Annotated in this window: 17 protein-coding genes and 1 tRNA gene; 4 read left to right on the top strand and 14 right to left on the bottom strand. The window is 43.9% G+C overall.

The features are described from left to right. Positions 1-50: 50 nt before the first annotated feature. Positions 51-476 (top strand): Cd(II)/Pb(II)-responsive transcriptional regulator, encoded by a 426-nt coding sequence (gene cadR / locus ABD980_RS09250; protein WP_345371229.1) that lies wholly within the window; start codon positions 51-53, stop codon positions 474-476. A 56-nt stretch (positions 477-532) separates the two neighbouring features. Here the strand turns inward: cadR and ABD980_RS09245 are convergent, their stop codons facing one another. From ABD980_RS09245 to ABD980_RS09235, 3 genes are read right to left on the bottom strand one after another with little or no spacing between them, the layout of a single operon-like run. Continuing rightward, entirely contained in the window at positions 533-949 is a 417-nt protein-coding gene (locus tag ABD980_RS09245) for a DUF6691 family protein (protein ID WP_260648904.1), read from the bottom strand. Between the two features lie 11 nt (positions 950-960). Continuing rightward, positions 961-1,395, bottom strand: coding sequence for a YeeE/YedE family protein (locus ABD980_RS09240; RefSeq protein WP_300648290.1), 435 nt, complete (start codon positions 1,393-1,395; stop codon positions 961-963). Continuing rightward, on the bottom strand, positions 1,392-1,718 hold the full coding sequence (locus ABD980_RS09235; protein WP_300648292.1) for an ArsR/SmtB family transcription factor: 327 nt from the start codon (positions 1,716-1,718) through the stop codon (positions 1,392-1,394). The genes ABD980_RS09240 and ABD980_RS09235 overlap by 4 nt, the downstream gene beginning before the upstream one ends. Before the next feature lie 70 nt (positions 1,719-1,788). Between ABD980_RS09235 and ABD980_RS09230 the strand changes: the two genes are divergently transcribed. Further along, positions 1,789-2,655: an MBL fold metallo-hydrolase gene (locus ABD980_RS09230; RefSeq protein ID WP_345371224.1), complete on the top strand. Its 867-nt coding sequence runs from the start codon at positions 1,789-1,791 to the stop codon at positions 2,653-2,655. Between the two features lie 175 nt (positions 2,656-2,830). Then, positions 2,831-2,906: transfer RNA gene (locus ABD980_RS09225), tRNA-Asn, on the top strand. A gap of 67 nt (positions 2,907-2,973) precedes the next feature. On the opposite strand, the gene ABD980_RS09220 is transcribed toward ABD980_RS09225, so the two are convergent. Then, complete coding sequence (locus ABD980_RS09220) at positions 2,974-3,993, bottom strand: tyrosine-type recombinase/integrase (RefSeq protein WP_300648296.1); 1,020 nt, start codon at positions 3,991-3,993, stop codon at positions 2,974-2,976. Here ABD980_RS09220 and ABD980_RS09215 point away from each other — a divergent pair. After that, on the top strand, positions 3,992-4,129 hold the full coding sequence (locus ABD980_RS09215; RefSeq protein WP_300648298.1) for a hypothetical protein: 138 nt from the start codon (positions 3,992-3,994) through the stop codon (positions 4,127-4,129). The two genes, ABD980_RS09220 and ABD980_RS09215, sit on opposite strands and share 2 nt — an antisense overlap. Before the next feature lie 392 nt (positions 4,130-4,521). Here the strand turns inward: ABD980_RS09215 and ABD980_RS09210 are convergent, their stop codons facing one another. The 10 genes from ABD980_RS09210 to ABD980_RS09165 all read right to left on the bottom strand — a co-directional run bounded on the left by ABD980_RS09210 (position 4,522) and on the right by ABD980_RS09165 (position 14,907). Further along, on the bottom strand, positions 4,522-5,652 hold the full coding sequence (locus ABD980_RS09210) for an ArdC family protein (protein WP_345371220.1): 1,131 nt from the start codon (positions 5,650-5,652) through the stop codon (positions 4,522-4,524). 67 nt (positions 5,653-5,719) lie between these two features. Continuing rightward, positions 5,720-5,887, bottom strand: coding sequence for a hypothetical protein (locus tag ABD980_RS09205; RefSeq protein ID WP_345371218.1), 168 nt, complete (start codon positions 5,885-5,887; stop codon positions 5,720-5,722). Next, complete coding sequence (locus ABD980_RS09200; RefSeq protein WP_345371216.1) at positions 5,884-7,899, bottom strand: LPD7 domain-containing protein; 2,016 nt, start codon at positions 7,897-7,899, stop codon at positions 5,884-5,886. The genes ABD980_RS09205 and ABD980_RS09200 overlap by 4 nt, the downstream gene beginning before the upstream one ends. A gap of 9 nt (positions 7,900-7,908) precedes the next feature. Further along, a complete protein-coding gene (locus ABD980_RS09195) occupies positions 7,909-9,762 on the bottom strand; it encodes a type IV secretory system conjugative DNA transfer family protein (protein ID WP_345371214.1) in 1,854 nt (617 codons plus the stop codon). 63 nt (positions 9,763-9,825) lie between these two features. Further along, positions 9,826-10,839 carry a P-type DNA transfer ATPase VirB11 gene (gene virB11 / locus ABD980_RS09190; protein ID WP_345371212.1) on the bottom strand — a complete coding sequence of 338 codons (1,014 nt, stop codon included), beginning with the start codon at positions 10,837-10,839 and terminating at the stop codon, positions 9,826-9,828. Continuing rightward, positions 10,836-12,020: a type IV secretion system protein VirB10 gene (gene virB10 / locus ABD980_RS09185; protein WP_300646918.1), complete on the bottom strand. Its 1,185-nt coding sequence runs from the start codon at positions 12,018-12,020 to the stop codon at positions 10,836-10,838. Before virB10 ends, virB11 begins: the two co-directional genes overlap by 4 nt. A 9-nt stretch (positions 12,021-12,029) precedes the next feature. After that, entirely contained in the window at positions 12,030-12,845 is an 816-nt protein-coding gene (virB9, locus tag ABD980_RS09180) for a P-type conjugative transfer protein VirB9 (protein WP_300646917.1), read from the bottom strand. Further along, on the bottom strand, positions 12,846-13,535 hold the full coding sequence (locus ABD980_RS09175) for a VirB8 family type IV secretion system protein (RefSeq protein ID WP_300646916.1): 690 nt from the start codon (positions 13,533-13,535) through the stop codon (positions 12,846-12,848). Between the two features lie 179 nt (positions 13,536-13,714). Next, positions 13,715-14,641 (bottom strand): TrbL/VirB6 family protein, encoded by a 927-nt coding sequence (locus ABD980_RS09170; RefSeq protein ID WP_345371209.1) that lies wholly within the window; start codon positions 14,639-14,641, stop codon positions 13,715-13,717. 8 nt (positions 14,642-14,649) lie between these two features. Next, a complete protein-coding gene (locus ABD980_RS09165; RefSeq protein WP_345371207.1) occupies positions 14,650-14,907 on the bottom strand; it encodes a hypothetical protein in 258 nt (85 codons plus the stop codon). Positions 14,908-14,922: the final 15 nt, after the last annotated feature.

Raw genomic sequence — 14,922 nt, 5'->3', positions numbered from 1 at the left:
TTTCCTGTATGCTTTAAGTAAACACCTTAAAGTCACTACAAGGTCAAGCCATGAAAATCGGAGAACTCGCTCAACTCGCCAACTGTGGTACCGAAACCATTCGCTACTATGAAAAAATCGGCTTACTGCCACCACCACGCCGTGACCACAGCAATTACCGCCAATATCACACTCAACACCTAGAACGTCTACGTTTTATACGTAATTGTCGTAGCTTAGACATGACACATGATGAAATTCGGGACTTACTAGCCTTTATGGATGCTCCGCAAGCCGCCTGCCACCCCGTTACCGAAATCATCACCGAACACTTGCGTCATGTGGATATACGCATCCAAGAATTACAACAGTTACGACAACAGTTACAGCAGCTCCAACACGCCTGCGCCCACGAAGGCACCACCGATGACTGTGGTATTTTGGAGCAAATTAGCAATATGGCCCCCCTACCTGAAAATGAGACACATTTAGGATAAAAAAAGGCACCCCGAAAGGTGCCAAAGGTACTACACACAGATAAACCAAAAAATACTTATTTATTAAAAAACTGGCGCTGAATCCAAATCCCGACCACCATGGCGGGCAAAAACCACCACGCCATACCAATGCCTGCGCCAAAAGACACCAACACAGGGCCAGGGCAATATCCTGCCAACCCCCAACCCACGCCAAATAAAGCACTGCCAATCAGCAGCTTTTTATCAATATCCGTGCGCTTAGGAAGCGCCAGTTGCACACCACTTATGGGTTGAATTTTGTCTTTTTTTGCTAATGTAAAGGGAACAATAGCGACCGCAATCGCGCCCCCCATCACAAAAGCCAAAGAAGGATCCCAGTTTCCAGCCAAATCCAAAAAGCTTTGAACTTTATCTGGATGGGCTAAGCCAGAAATCAGCAAGCCTAAGCCAAACAGTAATCCGGCTAGCGCACCACCTACAATCATCATCATGAACGTATTCCTTAAACTAAGCCGAGTAGATGGCGAAAGATATACACCGTTAAAAACCCTGTAGCCATAAAGCTTAATGTTGCGACTATGGAACGCACAGATAAGCGTGAGATCCCGCATACGCCATGCCCACTAGTACAGCCCGAGCCAAGGCTACTACCAAAGCCAACAATAAGCCCTGCAATAATCAAAACAGGGATCGAGCGGGGGTTTGCCTGCGGCAGCTGCCCCCCCAGCGCAAGATATAACCACGGTGCGGCAAACACACCAATAAGCGCTGCAATACGCCAACCGCGCTGACCGCCCCCAAAAACGGACGTACTTAAAATGCCACTAACACCAAAAACGCGGCCATTTATCACTAAAAGAACAACAGCGGCTAACCCGATTAAGGCCCCGCCTAATAGCGACTGCCATGGGGTGAAATTCGCCCAATCAATGGTCATTTGTTTGACTCCTGAGGTGCACAAAACACCTGATAAAGGGTTTGCATAATCGTTAACACATCCGAATTTTCGAGGCGGTAATACACATATTTGCCACTACGGCGCGTTTGTACCAACCCATCTTTACGCAACACAGTAAGTTGTTGTGATAAGGTGGGCTGCTGAATGCCGCTTTCCTCGCCGATCTGAGAGACATTTTTTTCCCCCTCTACTAATAAGCAAAGAATAAGCAGGCGATCAGGATTAGCAAGACGACTAAGTAGTGTCGCCGCCTCGGTCGCGACCTCGTTGAGTTGCGCGATTTGATCAGTATTAACAGACATAGTTGCAAAAGTTTCTACAGACATTATACTTAATTATATATTATTATTTTATATATTAGAAGACCTAAATATGAAGACTCCGCACGCAGAAGCTTTTTTTGATCCGCAAACCTCCACATTCTCTTATGTGGTACATGCTCCTGGTAATGCGCAATGCGCCATCATTGACCCCGTTCTTGATTACGAACCGCATGCCGCTAAAACCAGCACCGAATCCGCACAAAAACTTGTGGACTACATTAAGGCAAACCAGCTTGAGTTGCAATGGATCATCGAAACCCATGCACACGCTGACCATCTTTCTGCTGGTGCCTGGTTGCAATCTCAGCTTGGCGGTCAAATCGCTATTGGTAGCCCCATTACTACGGTACAAAACACCTTTAAAACCATTTATCATCTGGGGGATCACGTCAAAACCAATGGCGAGCCATTCGACGTGCTGTTTAAAGCAGGCGATCAGTTCAAAATCGGTGATATGACCGTGGACGTCTTACATGTCCCTGGCCACACCCCTGCAGATATGGCCTATCACGTTCATGATTTGGGTATTTTTGTCGGTGACACCCTATTTTTACCTGATGTTGGCTCAGCTCGTTGCGATTTCCCAGGGGGCGATGCGGAACAGCTGTATGACTCTGTACAAAAATTGTTGAGCTTTCCCGACGATACGGTGCTGTTTATGTGCCACGACTACCCTCCTGCTAACCGCGAGCCTCAACATGCTTGTACGGTAGCTGAGCAAAAACAGCATAACATTCACTTGCGCGATGGCATTAGCAAAGCCGAATTCGTCAAAATGCGCACCGAGCGAGACGCAACATTAGGCATGCCACGCTTGATCTTGCCTTCGCTCCAAGTCAATATTCAGGCAGGCAAACTGCCCCAACCCGAAGACGATGGCCACCGCTACTTAAAAATCCCTTTAAACCGCTTTTAACTTTTGCTCTAGGGGCTTGCACTTTTAAAAAAGTCTTGTTATAGTTATATTTCTTTGGCGGACACGGCTACGAAGCCACCCCAAAGACAAGTAAAAATTTAGTTACTTGAAACGGTTTTGAAAAAAATAGTTGCAAATTTATTTCAAACCATGCTATACTAAATTTTTAAGCAATTCCCCGATAGCTCAGTCGGTAGAGCGACGGACTGTTAATCCGCAGGTCACAGGTTCGAGCCCTGTTCGGGGAGCCAGAATTCTCCTTGCAAATCAAGGACTTAAAAGCCACCATCTAGGTGGCTTTTTTGTTTTCTAGCGTTACTATGACCTAAACGTGACGTGATCTGCATACTCAGCCAGATGGCTCGCATCTAAGTGAGCATACTTACGCACCATTTCTAATGTTTCCCATCCTCCTAACTCTTTCAAGATAAATAAAGGAGTACCTGCTTGTACATGCCAACTTGCCCATGTGTGTCGTAAGTCATGAAAACGGAAGTCTACAATTCCTACTTTTTTACATGCCTTATTAAACACACGCCTATCTATCTCTGAAATAGGTTTACCTGTTGAGCGAGTAAACACCCACCGCCCTCCCTTTTGTTTACGCCTACGCAATAAACCTAATGCTTCTGCATTTAAAGGTAAGGACCTAGCTCGACCTGACTTGGCTTTACTGCTAATAACCCAAGCAACGCCTGCATCCAAGTCTACGTTTTCCCACTCTAAGGTAAGTATTTCATTAGCACGTGCACCTGTATGCAAAGCAAACTCACACACATCGCGCATCCAAGGTAAATGAATGTTGTCTATCAATCGCTTCGCTAATTCCTTAGTAATCCATCGAACCCTTACATCAGGCTCGCGATAGTTAGTTAAGTTAGGTACTTTATCTATCCAGTCAGCTTTATGCGCCAATGAAAAAATACGACGGATACTCGCTAAATACCGGTTTTTTGTGGCTTCAGATATTTTTCTTGGCTCACGACCATCGTCAAACTCTCGATAGACAGGTAACCCTGCATAAATATCATCAGCCGTAATAGAACAAAGAGATCGCCCTGCAAAAACCTCAAGCCAATACCTTACATGACGCACTTTAGTTTGATAGTCCGCTTGCCCAGCACTGACTTGCAAAAAACGAACACATCCTTCTTCAAATGAGCGCTTAGGCTTTGCACCTAACTTTTCAATGCGCCACAACTCGGCTTTTAATTGATCGTGGTACTCTTGCGCTTCTTTTTTGTTTTTTGTGCCAGTAGAGCGTCTAACTCTTTGGCCACCGGGTGGGGTGATATCAACCCACCATATCCCTGACTCTTTATTTTTGCGGATCGCCATGACTTCTCCTGATCGACTCGCAACGATAATCGCTTCAAATTATTGCCTGCTCTCGTTGCTGCAGCAAGCTCTGATGGCCAAATGCGCCAACGGTTTGTACCAGGAACCTGAAAAGCAATTTGATGCCGCCTTCTAAAAAGCGTGAAGTAGGATACATCTAAGATTTCAGCGGCCTCTTTCAGTGTCAATGCTTTTTCTTTTCCTATCATTGCATCACCTTTAGAATCAAAATCTATTTCTACTGAACTGTTCACACCCTCTTTACACATCAAACTCCAATACAAATTCCTCTAGATCAAAAAGCCATAAAAAAAGCACCCTAGATTAGGGTGCTTTCTCTCGCATTGTCGGATCAATAACTAACCAAGATGGCATTGGGTGGGATCACCCCTAAACAAAAATAACATCAGCATCTACTCACTCATTCTACTAAGAAGTACTGCTAAAAAAGGGGGTATTATCGGGGTACTCATCTCTCACTTAGCATTAAATTCATTTAACTCAAATAGTTTACAGTTACCTAGCCACTCACAACGCTATTTCCACCTCACTCTCACGCTCCGACAATTTTTCCAACTGCGCACTATAAAAATTTTGCTGAGCCTGAGACCTCGCTGCTTCCGGCATGTTCTGAACAATCATGCTCATACTCGTTTCCAAAAAACGTAACTGCTTTACCAACTCTGGCTCTGCATTATCAAGCGCTTTTTCAAAAGCCTGCTTGAGCTCATCCACACTCAAGTCACGGGTAGAGTCTTGCTCTCGTTGTCTTTCAAACTCTAAGACAAAACTATGGATTTTCTCTGCGTCTTTAGCCGCATGAATGATTTCCATCGGGTCGTCCTGTAAGACTTTGATCCAAGACTCCACATAGGCAGCATGCTGTCCGGGGTCATGTCCTATACCAAGGGTTTGACCAATCATCATGGAAGCAATCTCGGCTCTTAACTCCTCTTTAGCGTACTCCTCTTTGGATTCTCTTACACCTGCCTCAAAACGATGTAATCGACTTTCATGGCCCGTCCAATGCCCTAACTCATGAAGCGCAGTAGCGTAATACCGATCCGGTGAAGGAAACTGGTCTTTCAATGGCAAAACAATTTTGTCGTGTACCGGACTGTAATAAGCCTTATTACCTCGTTTGTGCTCAATCACTGCACCTGAAGCCTCTAAGATATTTTCTGCTCGTTCTATAGCCTGCCATGCGTGTACAACAGGACGCTCTAAAGGCGGAATACCATTAATCTGCTCCGCATTAAAAACGGTAAATGACTTAACAATAGGTTTTTCACGCTCAACAATCTCCTTCTCCTGCTCCCCTTCGCTATTTTCTATAACTTGACCAGTCTCATCACGTTTAAGGCGCTCTTCTTGCCAAATCGTCATCTGGAGCCGTGTTCCTTTCGACCCTTTTTTAATCGAGTACCCAGCCTCTTTAGCTTGATTAAAAGTCATCCAACGAGGATCTGCGTACCCAGTAAGCATAAGCGCAATGGAGTTACGCCCTTGATAGGGTTTACCTGTTACCACGTTATACGGGCGCTCTTTGACATACCCAGTCTCCCAAGGAACTTGCCACGGAGCAGCACCTTCTTTCAGTTGTGCTATCAATTGCTCAGCAATCTCTTCATGAAATGGCTTACGTTTTGCTTTATTCATACTGAAACCCATAAAAAAAGCACCCCAAGCAGGGTGCTATCTCTATCGTTACTGTCTCAATAATCAATCAAAAATGATCGTCTAAATCGCCGTCATTCTGAAAAAACTCAGCATTCTCCTGATAAAATTTAATTAACTCGGGATCTGTAATTTCTTCCTCAACGGGCTCTAAAGCACCGATTGCCCGAGCCTCTTCTTCCGTCATGTACTTCTCATCATCCTTGTCTTGACTCATCGCTCTATCTCCAATTCATAATTTGGGGTACGTACTGGGGTTTCCTGTGATGGTGTGTGGCCTACTTGTATAGGCAAAGGTAAAGTGAATTCAGTGCCATTCAATGCCCTATCCATATTCGTATCAAAATTACGCTGTGCTTGCGATCGATGTTCCGCTCTCATGTAATGTACAGCCTGCTTAGCCAAGCCTTTATAGTATTGCATAACTGAAAACTGAGTAGGGTTCCACGTTGTTTCTGCTTGTTTCAGCTTATCCGCCGCTATTTTTACCTCGCTTGGGATAGAAGCACTGGCAGTAATTTCCTTCAACGGCACATCATTATCAATATCCGCCTTTTCTGATGTTTCAATTTGAGCTGAGGTCGGCATTTGATTTTGGCTTTGCACTTTTTCAGCCACTGCTACCGCAGCAGCACTTTCTTTCTTGATAGGCTCACGCTCAGAATCTTTTTCAATTTTGTTTAATGATCGCTCTTCTCGTAACTGCTCTACTAACTTTAAATCAGCAGGTGTCGGAGAATAACCTCGAGTTTGGATGCCTTGGCTCTCTGCCTCCAAGTAGGCAAAACGTCTAAAGTCGGGACTCCCTTTTAAAACAACTGCATTCCACTGCTTTTCCTTAGCCACCTCGATCATATCGTATACAGTTTGACGATCTAAACGAGAAGTCACTAAGGCTTTACCTTTATCATCAAACAGTACTGTAGAGCCCGTTCGATCATAATACTTTCCCTCTGCATACACATATTTAGATTCCAACGATTTAGGCGGAGCCTTATAACGTAAATCAGTTATTGCCTCTTGCTCTGACACTGGCCCCGTAACCTCAGTTTGTTTTAGCTCCTTATGCTCAGAGCTCTGTTGCAATGAAACTGAGCCAATAGATTGTGCCTGCTCCTGCTGGTCTTTTCTGCTCACGTTACTAAGTGACTCTGCTGACCGCTGGCGCTCCAAATCCACTTCAATACTATTCACAATGGGTTTATCCATTCGCTTTTTCTCCTGAGAATTCTCTTTTACTATTTCAGGCTGAAAAAAAGGCCTCAATGTATTGAGGCCCTGTAACTCGTGTAAATCATTAAAATCCGATGGATAGCGACTCTTGCCGTGCCGCTTTTGATAGTCTTTAATGCTTTTCTCATCAAACTTTGGCATTACGACACGAGCTTTATCACCAAGCACAGCACGGGCTTTTTCTGCAAACCTGAACCCTGTTTCATTCATATCATTATCTGCAGCCAAAGTAATAGATGTATCCAACGCCTTCAGCTTTTCTGCTACTTTCACTAAATTATTCGCTGAAAACACCACTAATACAGGCTGTTTGGTCGCTTGGTAAATCGAAGCGCCTGTCGCAAACCCTTCCGTTAAAACCAAACCTGTTTCTTTGACTTGGCTTGTATCACCAATTAAAAAAGCACTACCACTAATCACTGAGCCCTTACCAAAAAACTTAGCGCCCTTAGCACTAATGCGCTGTACAGCGACTAGCTCTTTGTCTTGCTTAACTGGCACCAATATATTTTGATAACGGTCTTGGCGCAGTAAACGAATCACCGCTGGATCTGTAATCCCCTTACTGACTAAATAAGGATGACTTGGATTAGCTGGGCCTGATCTATCCCATAACCGTTTTGCCCTATCTCTGGCTCTTTGTGCTGCACGTATCCGTTCAGCCTGCGCTTCTTCCTCTAAGGCTTTACGTTGAACCTCACGTACTTTCAGGGTCTCTGGATCAATAGGTACAAAAGGAGCTTCTGCCTTATAACCACCTTGCTTTGCCTCATAAAACAACGTCCCTATGCTAATAAAACTCGGTCGAAGGCTTCGCCAAACAGACTTACTTGCCTGCGAGTTATAGTTTTCCGCACTTTGTGACCACCGATCCCAAATGTCATACCCCGCCTCGCCCAGCTCCGTTTTTATCGCTGCACCCATCCGAACCCACGTATCGCGATCATGGCTATCAACAAAAGAGAGGGCTCGCTCAATTTCATTGGTTTCCATCATTATATTTTCCTACTTGGTCACAGCATGCTGAAAATACTCTAAGCCGTACTCCTCCACTGCTCTTTCAACCGCCTGCTTTACATCTCGAATATAAGCCGGCGTTGAGTGAGCATCGCACATGCTTTGTACTAGCGCTTGTACGACTTCATCGTGATTCTCTAACTTATGTGCAGCCGCAGCCCCTCTCTCTTTCCGAGAGGCAACCTTACTCTTATTAGCTAGCTCTAACGTAGGAACTAAAGGGGCTGGATAACCTAGCCTTTCCTGAAAAACGGGATCCTCGTAATACCGAATTTTTTGAGCATAAATAGGCTGAATTCCTGTCAAACTAATAATGCAATCGGTAGTCGGCATTGTCTTCACCTCCTGCGGTAACATCACTGGCCGTTTTTGATCACTAATAGAAATGCTCTTATCCCCTATAGAACCCTTAGTTCGATTAAAGGATGTACTCTTATACGTTTCATAGCCAATAATTTCCGAGTACTCCTGTGCATCCTTGTTATCGCGTGGCGGAAAAATAATCTGGCATTCAAAATTAGTCGATAAGCTTCTAGCACCATCTACTGTATACAACCGATTTAGCTGACTCATATTTTGAAAAATGCTCAAAATACGGATGTTATAGCCAGCAATGTAAGCCACTCCACTTTCAATAATATCGACCTTGCCTAACGCAGCAAACTCGTCGATTAACAGTAAGCACTGGTACTTCAAAGCAGGATTGTCCTCAGGCAGCTCAGCTGTATTCTCTGAAATCAATTGACTAAAAAACAAATTGATTAAACGGGAAAACTTCGCAATATCATTAGGCAGAATACCTATGTAAATCGACATTTTCTTCTTGCGAACATCACGCAGATCAAAGTCATCTTTACTCGTTATCGCGGCAACTAAGGGATCAGAAAACACTGAAAGCGGAGCCAGAAAACTCGATAAAATACCTGAAGCCGTGTTACTAGAGTTCCCTGCATAGCTCAAAAGATTCTTTTTGCACTCATTACTTAGATCATCACGTAGGGCTTGCTCTTTAATCCAATCAGCTAATGACTCCCCACTCTCAGGGGTAGAAAGCGCTATCATAGCGGCTAGCGACGGTGTCACCCCAGTGATATGCTCCGTTTCAATTAGGTAAAGACATAAACCTACGAACAGCTTTTGTGCCATTTCATTAAAAAAGCGGCTATTGCCGCTATCGTTCGGACTCGTAGAATATAAAATGTTGGCTATATTAAATGCCCCACCCGTAGAGAACAACGGATCTCGTGAAACATAAGAAATAGGGTTCCAACAATGGCTTTTAAAATCCTTAGTGGATGGATTGAATAAAAACACCTCCTGACCATGAGCCGCTCTAAACCCAGCAGTAATATTAAAATTTTCTAGCTTTGGATCGAACACTACCAAACTATCCCGATAATGCAAACAGTTAGGAATAACGATGCCTACTCCTTTACCACTACGAGTCGGTGCTGCTAAAAAAGCAAACTGCTTTCCAGACCAACGTAAGTAACTTCCCCTGTACTGCCCAATTAATATATCCGGCTCCTCATACTTTTTCTTTAGCAATCCCGCTCTAACAATTTCCGCTTTGGTCGCAAAGCGTGCCGAACCATGCAACTCACGCTTAGGTTTCACAAAAACAGCTGTTAACACTACAAAAATAGGAGCTAAGGCAATTAACACACTGACACCTACTGCTACCTTATACGCTAGGCTATAACCCCATATTGAGCCATCACTCAAGTTGTAATAGTTATAAAGCGTATCTACCCCCACACTTTCATTGGCGACTGGGCCATAGCTAACAAAGACATAAGCTCCGACCCACTGCCCCATCAGACCAAAAAAAAGGAGCAGCATAATCGCTACTCCTAGTGCTATCAGTGTTTTCTTTCCCATTTACACCATCTCCACAAGTACCCGTTAAGCTCTCCCTCTCATGGCCTTTCGTTTTGCCACTGGATCAAAATACAGTTCTGTCATATGCGTTTTTTCAAAGAAACACACAATATCAATAGTCGCTCGAACCATATTTAACAAATACTCATACTCCATGGTTTGCCCCGTTTCTGACTCTTTAGCTAACTGCGCAATACGGTAAAAAGCCGACTCCGCATCATTAGCATGCACCGACGTTAAACCACCGGGATGACCCGTATTCAGAGCGGATAAATAATCCCATGCCTCATCACCACGTAGCTCAGTCAGAAAAATGCGATCTGGTTTTAAGCGTAAGCACGAAGCAATCACTGCTTTTGCCGTAATGTGCTCCTTATAAAAAAGATGAACCCGATTTGCATGATGAGGCAAATCCAACTCATGCGTATCCTCAATAGTAATAATGCGAGTGCTAGCTGGAATGAGATCCGCTATTGCTTTAGTAAAAGTCGTCTTACCCGACCCAGTCCCACCAACCATACAAATGTTCAAGCGATGCTGTACAGCCAACTGAAAAAACTCAAGCCAATTATGAGTTTCTTTATGCGCCAACATTTCCTTCTCGTAAGGAGCTAACTGAGAAGAATCCACTTTCACGGGTAGGGTTGTAGCTGGTAAACGCTGAGTGACTAAGTAATCCTCTAAGGAAAAACGATGCGTAGAGGGTTTTCTAAAAGCAAACACCAACGTGTCATCCTCACATGCAGGAGGCATAATCATATGACCACGCTCACCATCAGGTAACGTCACCGAGTGCATTGGTTCTTTAATGGTCAAATGCTTATTATTTAGAATACTCAACACATTGGCCAACTGAGATAAATGACTCAAGGTTAAGCGCTCATCCTCGATGCGCTGTACACCAAAATCACCTTCTAAAAATACCTCTTTAGGCCTGTTGATCATAACCTCTGTCACCCCAGAGCGATTCAAATAATCCGTAATACCTAAGCGTTGTAAGACATTTCTGGCGCTGGTATCTCTTGCAAAATCTGTCACATTTCACCCCTAACCAAACCGCTCGTCTCAATATTGACCAACTGGTAAATATCAGAAAAATCTACGTCTCTAGCAACCATAATATTCACTAAAGTGCCTTGATTTACGTAGCCTGTAGGCGGAATATTAATCGTATTCTCTAATGCAATAGCAGCCATATCTCGGGTGGAGTCACGAGTATGATCAAACTGATAATGGCGATCACGACTTCGGTTAGAGTTAGCCGCAATTGAAATTACATCATCAATCATGGATAACATAATCGCTCCACTAAAGCGCTGCCAGAAATGCGTTTCCACATAAGCCTCTTGTCCAGCAGCTCCCAAGCTATCAGCAGTCGGTGAATTAATTTCCACAGAAACACCAGATGGAGTTTCGATGGTGTTCCACAAAACAAATACCCTTGCCTGCCCATGAAGTAAAGCACTCATTTGCTCCCCTATTACTTCTGAACCGCGCTCAATCAATAACACCTTGCCATTTTTTGAGTACACATCCTGATTCACAATACAACGTGTAATACCGGGTTGTGTCGTCACAATCTTAGTATTTAAAGTACACGAAATTGTGGTTCCTTTACCGAGCAAATACGTCAAATCCGCTCGTTTAATGGCTCTGCCTGGTAACATCAGACTTGGTCTTAACTGTTCACTAAAAGCCGTCTCTCGAGCCGGTGCTGCATAGGTTGCCTCCATACTGCGAGGAACTGAGGCCTCCTCAGAAAAAGCAACTAATACACTTCCCTGTAGCTCTCGACGTGGTGCGTCAGGCTCAGTAACTACCACCGTTGAAGCTGATGCTATCTGTGGCTCTGATTTGATCTCTGATTGGGACTCCTCAAGCGCTCTACGCTGCGATTCAATCTCCTGTAATTGCTCTAATATCTTTTGCTGTTCTGCTGAGAAATCACGGGGTCGCTGATTAGCTACTGACTCACTAAAGACCTCCTCCTGCTCCAGTTGGGGTGTTTCCCTATTTAAGACTAAGCCAGAAAGCAATAACCCCAAACCAAGTACCCCTACGCCTGCTAATGCTGCCTTTTTAACATTGCTTTGCTTATGGTTATGTAGACTCTGAGGCAAACCTCGCTCTAGCTCTGGGGCTTGCAATGATTCAGACAACGTTGGTGCAATTTCATTAGGTAAAGCGTCTTCATCCGTATTTCGTTTAAAAATACTCATGCTGTATCCTTATTTCACGATGCGTACTGTCCCCGGTGTACTCGTCCCCAAACGGTTAAAACTACCTTGCTCGTCAAAACCACGATTCTCTATGCCTAATACTGATTGCCCTAAACGCAATACAAAATGCCGTGCTGTTTCATGCACCACCACTTTGCTCCCTTCTACATGACTATTGACTAAGCTTTCTGTGCCATCCGGCATTTTCTTGTAAATAGCAGGTAGCTCTCTACCATTATTAAAATCAAAGTAGGTAAAACGCCCGTCATCAAATAAAGCAGTAGGCGCTAAGGCTCGATCCCCATAACCCCAATAGTTTTGATTGGCTTTATGCACCACAGACTCGGTACGACCTAAAACCAAATTCATAGCTTGTTCCCGTTCTTTTTTTATCTTGTTTTTCTGCTTTAGCACTGTATCGGGATAATGAAAACGCAATACATACGTGGGATATTTGGCCTTGTCATTCACTGAAAGCTGGAACACATAAGTACGCTTATTCGTTGTAATAATTAAGTTTGTGTCCGAGCGTTCAACTATAGGTTTAAAAATAATGTTGTTACCTTTTACCGCTAAACTCCAGCCTTCTGCATCCCCCATCCCTAACGCAGCACTATCTCCCTCTAAACGCTCATCCTCCTCTAACTGAATCAAGACTGCATGTCCGACTTTAGCGGTAACTTTGACCACATTGTCTGTACTATAAGTTACAGTTTGAATACGTCCATCAAGCGGTGAGCGCTCTGGCACCACCAACGCTTGCGCTTGACCTGCACCCAAAAAAAGAGCTGCTAAAAGCAGCTTTTTATATGTTTTTCCCATCATTTAGCCCTCTGGATCAACCCGGTAACTCAGCACTTGTAGTCCCAAAGGATTAATAAGACGATCTTTCTCTGCTTGAGCTGTGTTGACATAGCGGTAAGCAACCGTCGCAATATAACGTTGCGCTGCAGGTGTTTGCTGCCCCTGAAACAATGGCTTTACCTGCTTTTCAAAACGAACTTGAGCTGTATTACCTATCCAAGATATAGATAAAACTTTTATATCAACTCGGTATTTATCTTTAAAAACCTTATGCGGTGCAGCCTCACTCGCAAAAAAAGCAGCGATCTCATTTTGTATGGTCGGGCTACTCAGCAGCATACTGGCATCATAAGTGGACTGAACCGTCCACCAATCATAGCTTTCACGCATCTTTATGTATTGACTCAACCAATAACGATCCGTGACCTCACCATAAGAGGTTTCACGCTGCTTCATCACCGTCACAATATCCGTTGCCCCAGTGTTGTTATCCACTCGTATCACATAAGGTGTCACCGTTTTCAACGGGGTTAAAAGTATGACTGCCCCTATTGCCAAAAATGCTAACAACAAGCTAACAGCCGCAATACGCCACGCTAACCGATTATTCCTTTTAATTGCTTCAATTTGCGACTTCTCAAACTGATTGGCCTGCTGCACAAACTCAATCGCCATTTGTCTCGCATCATTTTTCTTATGAGATTTGAACATGCTCTACCTCATAAACTGGATTAATCGGAAAGGGATCGCCTTCGGGCTCTGGCGCTTTGGGAGCTGCACAAGCAGCCAAGACACTGCTAAACACTACAATTAACAAAGCTCTCACAGTCCTATCTCCAGACATAAAAAAAGCCGTCTCATCAGACGGCTGCCATGCTTAACGCTCCTACTTACTTCCCAATAATTTTATTTGCCGCTCCGATCACTGGCACTTTGGACAAAGTACGCGTTGCTAAGGAACCTAAACGTCCCATAGTTCTACCCTGCCCATCTATGGCCGCACCACCTGTCAGTGCAGAAGCAATGTTGGGTATGCTCAGTACCACAATTAAAAATAAAATCGTCATGATCACCATCACATAAGAAACCTCCCACGCTTTGGCTACGCTGTCGATATAGTTTTTATTGGCCCACCCTGCCATTTTGCTTTGGACAAAATTCAATTGCAGCACACTAATCACCGCATAAAGCAAGCAAGCTAACGAGTAGTTCAACACTTGGCCGATCCAGTTCATTCCATATTGACGTGTACTAGGAAATAATAAAGCCCCTAAGAACAACGGCCCAACCATCAACGTCAAAGCCAAAGACAACTTAGCGATAAGGTAAAAGAAATAGGCAAATACCACCAAAATTAAGCCGCACAAGCTAACTACTACCTTAGCAGCGAAAACCGTGCCCTGTAACTGCACGTAATACCAAGCCCTACCCCCTACTAAATCATCTAAAGCTGCAACCATGTCTTGAATGGATTTAACGCCACTGCTTAGTAAATCCACATTAAGTTCCGTTTCGTTAAACCAGCCAATCAACTCCTCTGGCAAACCATATAGAACCACTGCTAAATTGGTGTACATGCTGGCATTAAAAGCACAAGCGATCACAACAAACCAGCCCAATAAACGCTTGCTTAAATCCAGCACTGATTCATCTAAACCACGCCCATAGTAATAAAACACCAATAACAGAACATAAATCCCAAACCCCATAGAAAAAAGCGGTGCGATTTTTTCAATCAAAGCACCGCTTTTAACTAGTAAGTCTGCACCAAGGTTTTGGGTCATATATTCTGATATATCTATCAGAATTTCCTGCATGGCCCCTCCTACTCAGGTAGACATACAGCCTCTGCAAAGTATTTTTTACATATTTCTACTGACGTATTCTTAACACATGCCCTAGCTGAGCTTTCATGCTCTACACCAAAAGTGACCGCATCCACCTTGCAAGTCATAATGCCATCTTGCATATCAATTTTCTCTGACATAGCAATCATAGGATCAACTGCAGCAGTCTCCTCCTTTTCACTACATCCAGCCAATACAAATAAAACGCTTAATATGCTCACAAGAGTTTTTTTCACAGAAATCTCCAAAGA

Origin of the sequence: Paenalcaligenes hermetiae, assembly GCF_039543645.1 — a bacterium.
GTDB lineage: Bacteria > Pseudomonadota > Gammaproteobacteria > Burkholderiales > Burkholderiaceae_B > Paenalcaligenes > Paenalcaligenes hermetiae.
Note: the sequence above shows the minus strand (reverse complement) of the source record. Positions and strands in the feature narration are given on the sequence as shown.

Bases quoted from the DNA above. Each gene is read 5' to 3' on its own strand.
- virB9 (WP_300646917.1), bottom strand. From the start codon at position 12,845: ATGATGGGAAAAACATATAAAAAGCTGCTTTTAGCAGCTCTTTTTTTG.
- ABD980_RS09200 (WP_345371216.1), bottom strand. From the start codon at position 7,899: ATGATGGAAACCAATGAAATTGAGCGAGCCCTCTCTTTTGTTGATAGC.
- ABD980_RS09170 (WP_345371209.1), bottom strand. From the start codon at position 14,641: ATGCAGGAAATTCTGATAGATATATCAGAATATATGACCCAAAACCTT.
- ABD980_RS09215 (WP_300648298.1), top strand. From the start codon at position 3,992: ATGACTTCTCCTGATCGACTCGCAACGATAATCGCTTCAAATTATTGC.
- ABD980_RS09220 (WP_300648296.1), bottom strand. From the start codon at position 3,993: ATGGCGATCCGCAAAAATAAAGAGTCAGGGATATGGTGGGTTGATATC.
- ABD980_RS09210 (WP_345371220.1), bottom strand. From the start codon at position 5,652: ATGAATAAAGCAAAACGTAAGCCATTTCATGAAGAGATTGCTGAGCAA.
- virB10 (WP_300646918.1), bottom strand. From the start codon at position 12,020: ATGAGTATTTTTAAACGAAATACGGATGAAGACGCTTTACCTAATGAA.
- ABD980_RS09230 (WP_345371224.1), top strand. From the start codon at position 1,789: ATGAAGACTCCGCACGCAGAAGCTTTTTTTGATCCGCAAACCTCCACA.
- cadR (WP_345371229.1), top strand. From the start codon at position 51: ATGAAAATCGGAGAACTCGCTCAACTCGCCAACTGTGGTACCGAAACC.
- ABD980_RS09205 (WP_345371218.1), bottom strand. From the start codon at position 5,887: ATGAGTCAAGACAAGGATGATGAGAAGTACATGACGGAAGAAGAGGCT.
- ABD980_RS09240 (WP_300648290.1), bottom strand. From the start codon at position 1,395: ATGACCATTGATTGGGCGAATTTCACCCCATGGCAGTCGCTATTAGGC.
- ABD980_RS09195 (WP_345371214.1), bottom strand. From the start codon at position 9,762: ATGCTGCTCCTTTTTTTTGGTCTGATGGGGCAGTGGGTCGGAGCTTAT.
- ABD980_RS09245 (WP_260648904.1), bottom strand. From the start codon at position 949: ATGATGATGATTGTAGGTGGTGCGCTAGCCGGATTACTGTTTGGCTTA.
- ABD980_RS09235 (WP_300648292.1), bottom strand. From the start codon at position 1,718: ATGTCTGTTAATACTGATCAAATCGCGCAACTCAACGAGGTCGCGACC.
- ABD980_RS09175 (WP_300646916.1), bottom strand. From the start codon at position 13,535: ATGTTCAAATCTCATAAGAAAAATGATGCGAGACAAATGGCGATTGAG.